Below are 12,406 nucleotides of genomic sequence, written 5' to 3' on the forward strand. Positions count from 1 at the left end.
CGAACCGCCCGCGCCAGCGGCATATACCGGAAGTGCGTCTACCGGAAAAAACGGAGCCTGGCAGCACCTGATCTTTCTGGCCAGAATCAGGCTCGGACTGATCGCGTTGTGGGAGACGCCCAGTCCCAGACCGCGAGGGGGACAGTCGCGTTGAACCAGACCACCGCCGGCTCCGCAAACAGCCTCGGCCACCAGGCCGCTCCTGCCGCGCGCCTCGGCGCGCCCGGAGCCGTACCTGTACCCCCCGGGCCGCAGCGCACCGCCGGCCTGCCGGCAGGCATCCGGTGCCCGGCGGAGCCCGGCCTCGCCGCACGTCCGGCCCCTGTCACCCCCGGCTTCGGCCGTGCCCTTGCCTGAGGCCACGCCTCCGTTTTCTACGATCCAAGCCGTCACCACTACTCACAAGGGGGATACGCCAGTGTCGATCTCAAACGCTTCCGGCACGAACCACTGGCTGCGTCGTGCGGTGGTCGCGGCCACGGCTCTCAGCGTCGCGGCCACGGCCGCCGGCTGCGGGAGCGGCGAGAAGGAGAAGCCCGAGGCCTCGAGCAGCCCGAGCGCGAGCAAAAGCACCGACCCGCAGGCCGCGGCCAAGGCCGACGTCCTGGCGGTCTACCGCAGCTACTGGGACGCGCAGGTCAAGGCGTACGCGAAGGCCAGCCCCGTCGGCACGGACCTGGACAAGTACGCCTTCGACAAGGCTCTCGGCAAGGCCGAGTCCGAACTCGTCGCGCTCAAGATCAGCGGCAACGTCATCAAGGGCGAGCCGAAGCTCTCCCCGGAGGTCACGGCGGTCAGCCTGGACGAGTCGCCGAAGAAGGCCACCATCACCGACTGCGTCGACGTCACCAACTGGAAGCTGCTCAAGGAGAAGACGGGCGACGAGGTCAAGCTGCCCAAGGAGCGGCTCACCCGCTTCGTCACCACGATCTCGGCCCGGACCGTCGGTGAGAAGTGGATGATCGTCGAAACCCAGCAGCAGGACCGCACATGCTGACCCGCAGGGCCGCGGCGGTCATATCCGCGCTCGCCGGCATCGTCTACCTCCTCCTCCCCGCTCAGGCGTGGGCGGACGGAGGCGACACGGACGTCGGCTCCTGCAACAGCTCCTGGGTCTGCGCCGGCGTCGAGGTACCCGGCACAGGCAGCGGGGGCGGCGGCAACGGCGGCACGGGCGGGCACGGCGGCGGAGGGGGCGGCGGAGGCGGCGGCAAGGGCGACGGCAAGACGTGTGCCACAGGCGCGACGACCGTTCCAGGAACCGCGGGATGGGAGTGCCACATTCCCGGCGTCGGCACCTGGAGCGAGGCCTACGCCTGCTACATCCGCAAGCTCGACCCGCAGCCCCCGAAGTCCGACCCGATCTGGGACGGCCACACCACCGGCGCCATCTACGGCTTCGCGTGCATGGCGCAGATCCACGCCCGCCCCACACCCACCGACGGTTTCGCCCGCTGGTCCGAAACCGATCCGCTGGGCCAGCAGGGCCCCACGGCAGCCGAACTGGCGCAGCGGGCCCTGAGCATGATGCGCCTGGACGGTGCCAAGGTCGGCAGCGCACCCCCCGCCGGCTCCAAGGGCTTGGTCGGCATGCCGGTGTGGCTGTGGACCGAGGAGACACCCAACACCTGGGGCCCGCAGTCCACGACCGCGGCCGCCGGAGGCCTCTCGGTGACCGCGACCGCCCACGTCAAGTCCATCACCTGGTCCATGGGCGACGGCTCGTCCGTGACCTGCACCAAGCCCGGCACTCCGTACCAGCAGTCCTTCGGGAAGAAGGAGTCCCCGGACTGCGGCCACACCTACACCAAGGTGCCCGACGGCGGCTCCTACAAGGTCACCGCGACGACTACCTGGGTGATCGACTGGACCGCCACCAACGGTGAGACGGGCACGCTGCCGAACGAGACGCGCAACGCCGGCACCGCGATCAACATCGGCGAACTCCAAGTCGTCAACTAACGAGGAAGCACAGCAATCATGGCGACGACATTCGCGAAGAAGAACACGGCTGCCCAGCCCGCCGCGGCAGCCCCCGGCGGCCCTGTCCCCATCACCCAGGACGCCCCCCGGCGCCGGCGCCGCCCGGTTGTCGTCGGCGCCGGCCTGGCCCTGGCGGCGGTCGGGGCGCTCCTCGCGGTGTGGCAGGTCGACGAGGCCGGGAACCGGACTCCGGTGATCGCCCTGGCGCACGACGTCAAGGCGGGCGAGAAGGTGAAGAAGAGCGACCTCGTCGTCGCACAAGTCGCTCCCGATGCCGCCCTCGCGCCGGTCCCGGTCAGCCGCAGCGGTGACATCGTCGGCAAGACCGCCGCCGCCGACCTGCCCAAGGGCACGCTCGTCACCGACTCCTCGGTGCGCGAGGGCAGTCCCGTCGCCAAGGACCGCGACACCGTGGGCATCCTCGCCAAGCCGGGACAGCTCCCGGCGCAGCGACTGCGCGCCGGCGACGCGGTCGCCCTCGTCCACACGCCGCAGGACGACGCCGATGTGGCGAAGGGATCGTCCACGCAGAAAACCGCGGACACCATCAACGCGATCGTCGTGGGTGTCTCGGCGCCGGACGCGAACGGTGCGGTCGTCGTCGATGTGGCGGTCGCGGGCACCGACAGCGCGCCCCTGGCCACCTGGGCCGCCCGGGGCGCGGTGACCGTCGTGCTGAAGGCGGCCGGCTGATGGCGGTCATCGCGCTGGTGTCGGGCAAGTCCAGCGGGGTCACGTGCTCGGCGCTCGCCCTCACCCTGGCCTCGCCGAAGCCGTCCCTGCTCGTGGAGGCCGACCCGGGCGGCGGCACGGTCCGTGCCGGATACCTGGGCGGCGAGGGCAGCGCAGCCGTCGGTCTGCACCGCCTGGCGGCCGCGGACCGCCAGGGCACCCTCGCCCGTGAGTTCTCCCAGCACTTCGTCAGCCTGGACCGCGACAACAGCGGGCAGCGGCTGCTCCTGCCGGGGCTCACCGATCCCACGCAGGCCGCTTCCCTCAGCCGCACCTGGGACCCGATCTCCCGTCTGTTGAGCGTGATGGACCAGACCGGCCACGACGTGATCATCGACGCCGGCCGCATCCTGACCGAGTCCGAGTCCCGGCTGAGCACGACCCGCTACCCGACGCCTCTGCTGCACCGCGCCGACGTCGTGCTCATGGTCGTGCGGACCACCCAGGCCTCCATCGCGGCCGCCGCGCCCGCGGTGCGGGTTCTGCGGGAGGAACTGGCTCACCACGGGACGGGTTCCGACGCGCTGGGGGTGCTCCTGATCGAGGAGGGCTCCTTCAACTCCAGCCAGGTCCAGCAGCACTTGCAGGCACCCGTGGTCGGCATGCTCGCGTGGGACCCCGACAGTGCCGACGTCCTCACGCACGGGGCCTACAAGAAGATGCCGCGGACCTTGCTGCGCTCCGCACGGACCGCCCACCAAACGATCAACGAACTGGTGACCAGGCGCCGTGTGCAGCTGCGGCCGGCCGGATTGCCGACGGTCGCCGGGAGGGCTTCATGACCGACATCAGGCCGGAGACCCCGGCCCCCGACTACACGACCCTTTTCACCCAGGCCCTCAGCGAAACCAGCCGGCAGAGCGCACCTGTCCTGCGACCGGTGCCCGCCCAGGTCTCTCCTGCCCGCCTGCCCGAGGACCTGCGCGTCTCCGACGCCTCCGGTCCGGCCGCGCTTCCGGTCGGGCATGAGGTGATCGCCGAACTGCGGTCCCGGGCCAGCATGAAGATCGGCGAGGCCGCGGGCGCAGACGCGTCCATGACCGAGCAGGACCGCCGGCAGCGCGGCCAGTCGATCATCAGGCAGGTCGTCTCGGAATGGGCGACAAAGTACGCGGCCAGCGGCACGGACCTGAGCCCCGAGCAGGAAAGGGCTGTACGAGAGGCCGTCTTCGACGAGCTGTTCCGCGCCGGCCGTCTCCAGCCGCTCCTGGACGACCCGCACGTCGAGAACATCATCATCTACGGCGACAAGGTGCGCGTCGACTACGCCGACCGCCCGACGATGACGTGGGACCCGATCGCGAAGACCGACCGGGACCTGATCAACCTCATCAACCACCTCGCGCGGATGCAGGGACAGGGTGAGCGGGCGCTGACGCCCGCCACGCCGAACCTGAACCTCCGACTGGCCGACGGCTCCCGCCTTGCCGCCTCGGCGTACGTCACGCCGAGGCCCAGCATCGTCATCCGCCGCCACCGCACCCGCGGGCAGGGCCTGGACGACCTGGTCCGCTGGGGCACCATCGACTCCTGCCTCGCGCACTTCCTGCGCGCTGCGGTCCGGGGCCGCAAGAACGTCATCGTGGTGGGCTCCCAGGGCGTCGGAAAAACGTCACTGCTGCGCGCCATGGCCCGGGAGATCCCGCGCACCGAGCGTGTGGGAACGCTGGAGTCGGAGTACGAACTCCACCTCCACGAGGACCCGGACGGTCCCGAGGTCGTCGCCTACGAAGGGCGCGAGTCGAACGGTGAGCGCGGCGCGGACGGCAAGCTCCAGGGCGAGCTGAACCTCTCCGACCTCTTCCCTCAGCTGCTGCGCATGTCGCTGCGGCGCGTGATCGTCGGTGAGGTCCGCTCCAAGGAAGTCGTGCCGATGCTGCACGCCATGAACGAGGGCGAGGGCGGGTCGATGGCCACCCTTCACGCCCGCAGCCCTCAGCTGTCGATCGAGCGTCTGGTCACCCTGTGTCTGGAAGCCGGCATCGGCATGACCGAGGCGCTGGCCAACCGGCTGATTGCCCAGGCCGTGGACTTCGTCGTCTACGTACGCCTGGTCGACGAGAGCGAACTCGTCGCCCCGGACGGCAAGCCCGGGCGCAAGCACCGCTTCGTGTCCCACGTCATGGAGGTCACGGGCATCGGCGAGGGCGGCCGGCCTTCGTACCAGATGGTCTTCGCCCCGCGCGAGCAGGACGGCCGACGCGAACCCCGGGCCGTCCCGCACGGGAACATCTCCCAGACCAACCTGGAAGACCTGGTGCGCGCCGGCCTGGACCGAAGTGTGCTGCAGCGCCCGTGGGGCGGCTGGGGCGCGCCGCTGGAGACGGTGGTGCCGCTGTGACGCTCACCCTCAGCTCCCTGCTCGCCGCGCTCGCGGGTCTTGCGGCTGTCGGCGGTCTCGTCGTGGCCGTGGCCGGCGGCGTGGGCTGGGCGCCCTCGACGACGGTCCGGCGCCGCAGCCGTCTGGAGCGCAAGGTCCGCGGCTTCTTCGTCAAGGACACCCGTACGCCGACGTCGTGGTGGGCGCGCGGCCAGGTCCGGCTGGCCGGCGCAGTGGTGGCGGGCCTGGGGGTATGGCTGTTCACCGGGTGGCTGGTCGGCGGCCTGCTCACCGTCGCTGTCGTGACCGGCCTGCCCTGGCTGTTGAACACCTCCGGCTCCGGCAAGTCGCAGATCGAGAAGCTGGAGGCGATCGAGGAGTGGGTGCGGCGCATGTCCGACATCCACACCGTCGGTGTCAGTCTGGAGGCCACCATTCAGCGCAGCCTGGAGACCGTGCCGAAGGCGATTCGCGAGGACGTGCGTCTCCTTGTCTCCCGTCAGCAGGCCGGCTGGGTTCCCGAGCATGCCTACCGGGCCTTCGCCGACGACCTGAACGACGCCATGGTCGACGAGGTCGCCGCCCTTTTGATCCTGCACGTCACGGACCGCGGCAGCGGCCTGAGCAAGGCCCTGCGCGAGCTTGCCGGCGCACTTCAGCACGAGGTCCTCTCACGCCGGGAGGTCGAGGCCGACCGGCAGAAGCCGCGCACCAACGACAGGTGGGTGACGATCTTCTGCCTGGGGATCTTCGGTGTCACCGCGTTCTCCGGCACCTACGTCGAGCCCTACAACACCGTCACGGGGCAGCTCGTCCTCGTCTTCGTCGCCATCGCCTTCGTCCTGGTCAAGGTCTGGATGCGCCGCATGGCGATCATCGAGCCCGCGCCCCGGTTCCTGTCTCCGGCCGACCGATCCGGCGGCCAGATCACCGAGGAGACGCCGTGAACCTCTCTCCCTACGCCGTCATCGGCGGCGCCGTCGCCGGTCTCGGCCTGGTGATCGCCGCTCGCGGCGTCCTCCCGGGCCGGCCCGACCTGGGCGACGTCCTGTCGAGGATGGACGCCACCCGGCTGGAGAACCTCGAACGCAACCGCGACAGCCAGGCCAACACCCTGATGGAGAAGGCCGGAGTCTTCCTGCTGCGCACCGTCGGGGACGGCACCCTTCGCCTGCCCCGTCAGCAGCTCGAACTCGTGGGCCGCTCCCCGGCCGCACACCTGGGCCGCAAGCTCGCACTCGCCCTGTACGGACTGCTGCTTCCCGTGCTGGTGGTGAGCCTGGCGAACCTGGCCGGCTACCCCTTCCCCGTGGCGATCCCGGCGATCGCCGGACTGGGGCTCGCGGTCATCTTCTGGCTGCTGCCCGATCTCCAGCTCAAGCAGCAGGCCGTGGAAGCCAAGGAGGACTTCCGGTACGCCGTCAAGGCATACCTGCGCCTGGTCCAGCTCGAGCGCGCCGCGGACGCCGCACCCACCCAGGCCCTGAAGAGGGCCGCGGAGGTCGGTGAGGGCTGGGTCTTCGCCAAGATCCGCGACACCATCACCCGCGCCGAACTCGAGGGCATCAGCCCGTGGGAGGGCCTCAAGCGTCTCTCTCTCGAACTCGACGTCCCCGAACTCGGAGCGCCGGCCGACATCATCGCCATCGCCGGCGAGGAGGGCGCAGCCGTTGGCGACACCCTCGGCGCGCAGGCCAAGTCGCTCTCCGGTGCCCTGGTCACCGCTGCGAAGGCCCAGGCCAACATGGCCTCGGAAAAAATGGTGATGCCCGTCGCCATGCTCGTGTTGATCATGACCGTCTACATCGGCTACCCCGCGATCTCGCGGATCATGGCCAGCTAACTCCCGCAAGAGACAAGGAAGAACACGATGGGTACCGACCCGAACTTCGCTTTCCTGAAGGCCTTCTTCGCCGCCCGCATCGACCGGCTGCGCGACGCCCGCGACGACCGCGGCGCCATATCCATCGAGACCATGATGATCATCGCCGGTCTCGTGGTCGCCGCCGGTGTGGCCGTCGCCGTGATCGCCACCAAGATCAGCGAGAAGGCGGCCACGATCAAGTGATGCCCCTCCGCAGGACTGTCCGCCGCTGGTCCCGCGCGCTCGCCCAACGCGACGCGCGGGACCGCGGAGCCATGTCCCTGGAGATGCTGATCATCTTTCCCGTCGTGGTGATGGCCATCCTGCTGGTCGTACACGTCGGGCTGTGGTGGCACGCCAAGAACGTGGCGATGTCCGCCGCCCAGCTGGGAGTGGAGTCGGCACGTGTCCGCGGAGCATCAGCGGGCGCCGGCACCACCGAGGCCCGCGAGTTCCTCTCCCGTGCCGGCGGCAGCATCTCCGGCACGTCGGTGAGCGGAAGCAAGGGAGCGACGGTGACGATCCGCGTGACCGGCTACGTCGACACGATGATCCCCGGTCTGAAGCTCAGGATCGACCAGCACGCCGACGCGGCCGCCGAGCGTGTCACGGAGGCCCGGTGACCATCATCCACAGACTCAGGGACGACCGCGGCTCGCTGTCGCTGGAAGCGGTCATCCTGTTCCCCGTCCTCATCATGGTGCTGCTCCTGGTCGTCGCATTCGGCCGGATCGGGTCCGCCAACAACGCCGTCGACACCGCAGCCCGCAACGCGGCGCGCGCCGCATCGCTGGAACGCACCGGCGGGTCCGCCAGCACCGCCGGATCGCAAGTGGCGCGCAGCGTGCTGACCCAACAGGGTCTGCAGTGCACCGCCACGTCCGTCTCCGTGTCCACCGGCGGGTTCGCCGCACCGATCGGTGAACCGGCCAGCACCACGGCCACAGTCACGTGCACCGTGCGGCTCTCCGACATCGGACTGCCCGGCCTGCCCGGCGCCAAGACGATGACCAGCACCTTCACCTCGTCTATCGACTCCTACCGCCAGCGCGGCTGACAGGACCACCGCATGACACCCGCCCGCTTCGCTCTCACCTCGCGGATCCGTCACGCCCTGCGCGACGACCGCGGTGCGATGAGCCTGTTCGTCCTCGTCACCATCGTGGCGCTCTTCCTCGTGGCCGCACTCGTCTACGACGGCGCCGGGAAGCTCCGGGCCCTCACCCACGCCGAGGGCGTCGCGCACGAGGCAGCACGAGCCGGCGGCCAAGCCGTCGACGCGGGCAAGGCCATCTCCGGCCAAGGCGTCAGCGTGGACCGCAACGCGGCCGTGGCCGCCGCCCGGACCTACCTCAGCCGCGAGGGCGTCAACGGCTCGGTCCGGGTGAGTGAGGACGGCGGGTCCCTGGAGGTGACCGTGACCGAGACGTACACCGCCCTCTACCTCGGGGGCGCCAGCGGAACAGTCACCGGCACCGGCAGCGCCAACCTCGTCTACCAGGGGTAGGGGTCATGAGAAACCGAAGCACCGCAGCAACGATCGCCCGCGCGCTCCTCGCCCTGGTCGCCCTGGTCGCCCTCGTGGCCGGCGTCCCCGCCGTGCTGCTCGGCATCGGCGTCCTGCCCGACCACGTCCCGGGCGTCGGCGAGATCACCACCGCGCTCACCAGCCCCGACACCGGCCAGCTGTTCCTGGGCGCGGTCACCCTCATCGGCTGGTACGGCTGGATCAGCTTCGTGATCTCCGTCGTGCTGGAGACGGGCGCCGCGCTGCGCCACGTCCGGGCGCCCCGCATCCGCATGCTGGGGGGCTCCCAGCAACTGGCCGGCGCCCTCGTCGGCGGCATCCTCATCCTTCTGCCCGCAGGGACGGCCATGGCCACCCCGGCCACCGCTGCGCCTGCCGCTTCGGCCACCGCGGCCACGGCATCCGTGAGCGCCGGCACGCAGACCGAGACGCCGGCCCCGGCTTCGTCGACCTGGCGCGGTCCGGTCCACCACGTCCAGGACGGCGACACCCTCTGGGACATCGCGGAGAAGCGCCTGGGCGCCGGAATCGAGTGGCACCGGATCGTCGACGCCAATGACGGCGTACGCCAGGCGGACGGCTCCCTCGTCACCGCCGACACCACCGTCCTGCAGCCCGGCTGGATCCTCCGCCTGCCCGCCGACGCTTCGCCCGCACCCTCCGCCGATCAGGGCGGAGCCCGGACACAGACCGCCGGCTCCAAGGCCGCGTCCGAGACCCACACCGTCCGCGCCGGCGAGACGCTGACCGGCATCGCCGAGGACGAGCTCGGCGACGCCGACGCCTACCCCCGGATCGTCGAGGCGAACAAGGGCGTGGAGCAGGACGACGGGCGCGCCCTCGGCGACCCCGACGAGATCTACCCCGGCTGGGAGCTGAAGATCCCCGCCGCGGCCGGCAGCGACCCAAGCGACTCGAAGCCGGACCAGGCGCAGCCCCCGCGTGAGCAGCCCGCCGACCAGGGCAAGGCCGAGGAACGGCCCGGCGCCGAGCAGACACAGCCGCCCGCCCAGGAAAAGCCGGGCCCGGGCGCCGACCAGGGGGAGAAGGGCGAGACGGCCCAAACCCCCGGCCAGGGCTCGGACCAGGACAGCCAGGACGGTGGACAGCCGACCGAGCAGCCGAGCGAGCAGCCGCCCGCGCAAAACCCGGCACCCGACCGCGAGCGGGAGCAGCACGGCACGCCCACCCAGGCGCCTGAGGCGCACGACACCGCGGAGGCCGCCGACAGCGGTGACCAGAGCGTGCAGAGCATCGCCGCGGCGGGCAGCATCCTGGCCGCAGCCGTCCTCGCGGTCGTCGCGGCCCGGCGCGCGCGCCAGCAGCGCCGCCGACGCCCCAAGCGGCGCATCCCGATGCCCTCCGGTGCAACCGCCGACTTCGAGAAGCAGCTGCGCGTGGCGTCCGACATCACCGGCGCCGCGCTCGCCGACCGCGCCCTGCGCACCCTGGCCGCCAACTGCCGTCAGGCCGGCCGGCCTCTCCCCGAGGTCGAGGCGATGCGCATCACCGCGCGCGGCATCGAGCTCCACCTGGCAGCCGTCACCCCGACCGTCGCACCGTTCACCGAGCACGAGACCAAGCCGACGGCGTGGGTGTGCCCCGCCCGCGGCGCGGCTCTCCTCAACGAGGACGAGGCCGCCGACATCACCGTGCCCTACCCGGCCCTGGTGAGCCTGGGCGAGACCGAGGACGGCGACACGGTCCTGGTCAACCTGGAGGCCATCGGCCTGCTGCGCCTGGCCGGCAGCCCGGCCGACGTCCGCGCGGTCATGCTCGCCCTGGCCGTCGAACTCGCCTCCTCCCGGCTGGCGCCCGACACGCAGATCGTCCTCGCCGGTGCCGGCAGCGACCTGCACCACCTCTACCCCGACCAGATCGAGCACCACGCAGACCTCGGCCCGGCCACCACCGACCTCCAGGCGCACGACGCCTTCCAGCGCCAGGCCCTTATCGACGGCGGCCACGACCACCTGCGGGCCGCCCGGCTGGGTGAGGACGGCGGCGACACCTGGATCCCCCGCATCCTCATCGCCACCGCCCCGCCCACCGGCCCGGCGGCCGCCGAACTCGAGGACCTCCTCGCCTCCCGGCCCCGCACCTCGGTCGCGGTCGTCACCGCCGCGGGCGGCGAACTCGACCTGCCCGGCGCCTGGACCCTGCCCGCCCAGCCCGGCACCCTCGTCGAACTGCCCGACCTGGACCTCGCGGTCAAGCTCCAGCACCTGGATGCCGACTCCTACGACCGGCTCGTCCAGCTGATCGCCACCTCCAGCCGCACCGACGACGTCCCCCCGCCGCCGTGGACGGGACACACCGGACCAGCCGACACCAACGGCCCCCGCTCCACCGTCCCGGTGGGCGAGGACTCTGCGCTCGCTCCGGAGACCACCGCCGCCCCCGCAGTGACCACCGCGGTCGCCACGCAGGGCAGCGGCCTGGCGACCGCTCTGCCGGCCTTCACCGCCTTCTCCCCCGCCCTGACGCCCGACGAGGGCCCGGCAGACCGTGGCAGCAGTGACGGCTGGGAGGAAGAGCAGGACGGCAGCGCTCTGTCCCCCGCGGTCGCGGGCTCCCCCACCCTCGACAAACAGCCCGACGAGGACGCCGACAGCAACTTTGCGGGCGAGCCCACCGGCTGGGAGGTGCCCGAGCCTGCCGAGGACGACGGCGCCCCCGAGGAGACGTCCGCGCTGGGTGCCGAGGTGTGGGACACCGCCGAGCCGGAGCAGGACTTCGAAACGGTCCTCGGCGAAGTGCTCGGCGAGCGGGACGACGACTCCCCGGTGCCGCCCGACGGCGAAGAGGCCGGCTCCGGTCTGTCCGCCGCCGCGCTCGGCGACGGCCCGGACGAGGAGGAGAGCCCGGAAGACGGCTCGGCCCTGGCCGACGACAAGGACGATGCCGAGTCCGGTCTGACCGCGGCCGCGTTCGCTGTGACCGCGCCAGCCGCGACAGCGACCGAAGCACGGATCATTCCCCGCCCCAGCGCCGCGACCTCCACCGTCCTGGCCGCGCTGGCCACCCCGCCGGCCGAGCCCGAAGGCCCCCAGGTCCAGGTCCTCGGCCCGGTGACACTGACCGGCGCGCAGGGCCGGGTGGGCAGCAACCGGCACAACCACCTTCTGGAGATCGCCGCCTGGCTCGTGCTGCACCCGGGCCTGGGCCGCCAGGACCTCGACAACGCGATCTGGCCCGGGCTGCGCAAGACCTCCAGCACCCGCAACACCGCGATCTCGCGGCTGCGCTCCTGGCTCGGCCCCAACCCCCATCTGCCCGCCGACGACCCCCAGGGCGCCTACCTTCCCGCGGTCACCGAAGGTGTCTACCGCCTCGGGCCCGCGGTCACCTCGGACTGGGACCGGTTCAAGGAGCTGTACCAGCAGGGCATGCACCACGACGGGCAGGACGCCGACGTCGCCCTCGCCCACGCTCTGGCCCTCGTGCGCGGCCGCCCCTTCGCGGACGTCGACCCCTCCAAGTACTGCTGGGCAGAGGCCGACATCCAGGAGATGATCAGCGCCATCGTCGACGTCGCCCACGAGCTCGCCGAGCGCCGCCGCCAAGTCCGCGACTACCGGGCGGCGGCCCAGGCCGTCACCAAGGGCATGCTCGTCGACTCCCAGAGCGAGCTGCTCTACCGGGACCTCTTCACCATCTGCCACGAGATGGGCGACCGCGAGGGCCTGGAGCGCGCCGCCGCCCAGCTGGCGCGGATCAACATGGAAGAGGGCGTTGATTCTTCGCCCGAGACCGTCGGCTTGCTCCGCACGCTCCTCAAGGGCGAGAGGATCAAGCCCACTCTGGGGTCCGCGGCCTCATGATCCGTCGCAGATTCACTGACCTCCGGTGTCACACCGCACCGCTCGATCACACCTGTAGAGAGCGAGGGGCCTCTTCGGCCGTTCATCCGACGAAGGAGACCGCGCACATGAGCCGCCGCCGGCAGCACGCCTTCATCCCGCCCGCCGGGCCCACC

General features: G+C 71.5%; 12 protein-coding genes. All 12 read left to right on the forward strand.

Features of this window, described 5'->3' with window-relative positions; genetic code table 11:
* The first annotated feature begins 418 nt into the window (after nt 1-418).
* From RI578_RS41010 to RI578_RS41065, 12 genes are read left to right on the forward strand one after another with little or no spacing between them, the layout of a single operon-like run.
* Complete coding sequence (locus RI578_RS41010) at nt 419-997, forward strand: hypothetical protein (protein ID WP_310876098.1); 579 nt, start codon at nt 419-421, stop codon at nt 995-997.
* Nucleotides 991-1,962 (forward strand): ATP-binding protein, encoded by a 972-nt coding sequence (locus RI578_RS41015; RefSeq protein WP_310876099.1) that lies wholly within the window; start codon nt 991-993, stop codon nt 1,960-1,962. The genes RI578_RS41010 and RI578_RS41015 overlap by 7 nt, the downstream gene beginning before the upstream one ends.
* 18 nt (nt 1,963-1,980) lie before the next feature.
* Nucleotides 1,981-2,676 (forward strand): SAF domain-containing protein, encoded by a 696-nt coding sequence (locus RI578_RS41020; protein WP_047181608.1) that lies wholly within the window; start codon nt 1,981-1,983, stop codon nt 2,674-2,676.
* Nucleotides 2,676-3,497, forward strand: a complete 822-nt coding sequence (locus tag RI578_RS41025; RefSeq protein ID WP_047181607.1) for a hypothetical protein — start codon at nt 2,676-2,678, stop codon at nt 3,495-3,497. Before RI578_RS41020 ends, RI578_RS41025 begins: the two co-directional genes overlap by 1 nt.
* Entirely contained in the window at nt 3,494-5,056 is a 1,563-nt protein-coding gene (locus RI578_RS41030; RefSeq protein ID WP_310876100.1) for a CpaF/VirB11 family protein, read from the forward strand. The genes RI578_RS41025 and RI578_RS41030 overlap by 4 nt, the downstream gene beginning before the upstream one ends.
* Nucleotides 5,053-5,982 (forward strand): type II secretion system F family protein, encoded by a 930-nt coding sequence (locus tag RI578_RS41035; protein ID WP_047181605.1) that lies wholly within the window; start codon nt 5,053-5,055, stop codon nt 5,980-5,982. The genes RI578_RS41030 and RI578_RS41035 overlap by 4 nt, the downstream gene beginning before the upstream one ends.
* Nucleotides 5,979-6,878: a type II secretion system F family protein gene (locus tag RI578_RS41040; RefSeq protein WP_047181604.1), complete on the forward strand. Its 900-nt coding sequence runs from the start codon at nt 5,979-5,981 to the stop codon at nt 6,876-6,878. Before RI578_RS41035 ends, RI578_RS41040 begins: the two co-directional genes overlap by 4 nt.
* Before the next feature lie 27 nt (nt 6,879-6,905).
* A complete protein-coding gene (locus tag RI578_RS41045) occupies nt 6,906-7,103 on the forward strand; it encodes a hypothetical protein (protein WP_310876101.1) in 198 nt (65 codons plus the stop codon).
* Nucleotides 7,103-7,522, forward strand: a complete 420-nt coding sequence (locus RI578_RS41050; protein WP_310876102.1) for a pilus assembly protein — start codon at nt 7,103-7,105, stop codon at nt 7,520-7,522. The genes RI578_RS41045 and RI578_RS41050 overlap by 1 nt, the downstream gene beginning before the upstream one ends.
* Nucleotides 7,519-7,956, forward strand: coding sequence for a TadE/TadG family type IV pilus assembly protein (locus RI578_RS41055; protein WP_310876103.1), 438 nt, complete (start codon nt 7,519-7,521; stop codon nt 7,954-7,956). Before RI578_RS41050 ends, RI578_RS41055 begins: the two co-directional genes overlap by 4 nt.
* A 12-nt stretch (nt 7,957-7,968) precedes the next feature.
* Nucleotides 7,969-8,406 (forward strand): hypothetical protein, encoded by a 438-nt coding sequence (locus RI578_RS41060; protein ID WP_275539082.1) that lies wholly within the window; start codon nt 7,969-7,971, stop codon nt 8,404-8,406.
* A 5-nt stretch (nt 8,407-8,411) separates the two neighbouring features.
* Complete coding sequence (locus RI578_RS41065; RefSeq protein ID WP_310876104.1) at nt 8,412-12,251, forward strand: LysM peptidoglycan-binding domain-containing protein; 3,840 nt, start codon at nt 8,412-8,414, stop codon at nt 12,249-12,251.
* The last annotated feature ends 155 nt before the right edge of the window (nt 12,252-12,406 follow it).

Origin of the sequence: Streptomyces sp. BB1-1-1 (assembly GCF_031597775.1) — a bacterium.
In the GTDB taxonomy this organism is placed as follows: Bacteria; Actinomycetota; Actinomycetes; order Streptomycetales; family Streptomycetaceae; genus Streptomyces; species Streptomyces thinghirensis.

Coding starts and splice junctions, on each gene's coding strand:
- RI578_RS41020 (WP_047181608.1), top strand. CDS start 1,981: ATGGCGACGACATTCGCGAAGAAGAACACGGCTGCCCAGCCCGCCGCG.
- RI578_RS41050 (WP_310876102.1), top strand. CDS start 7,103: ATGCCCCTCCGCAGGACTGTCCGCCGCTGGTCCCGCGCGCTCGCCCAA.
- RI578_RS41030 (WP_310876100.1), top strand. CDS start 3,494: ATGACCGACATCAGGCCGGAGACCCCGGCCCCCGACTACACGACCCTT.
- RI578_RS41015 (WP_310876099.1), top strand. CDS start 991: ATGCTGACCCGCAGGGCCGCGGCGGTCATATCCGCGCTCGCCGGCATC.
- RI578_RS41065 (WP_310876104.1), top strand. CDS start 8,412: ATGAGAAACCGAAGCACCGCAGCAACGATCGCCCGCGCGCTCCTCGCC.
- RI578_RS41060 (WP_275539082.1), top strand. CDS start 7,969: ATGACACCCGCCCGCTTCGCTCTCACCTCGCGGATCCGTCACGCCCTG.
- RI578_RS41025 (WP_047181607.1), top strand. CDS start 2,676: ATGGCGGTCATCGCGCTGGTGTCGGGCAAGTCCAGCGGGGTCACGTGC.
- RI578_RS41045 (WP_310876101.1), top strand. CDS start 6,906: ATGGGTACCGACCCGAACTTCGCTTTCCTGAAGGCCTTCTTCGCCGCC.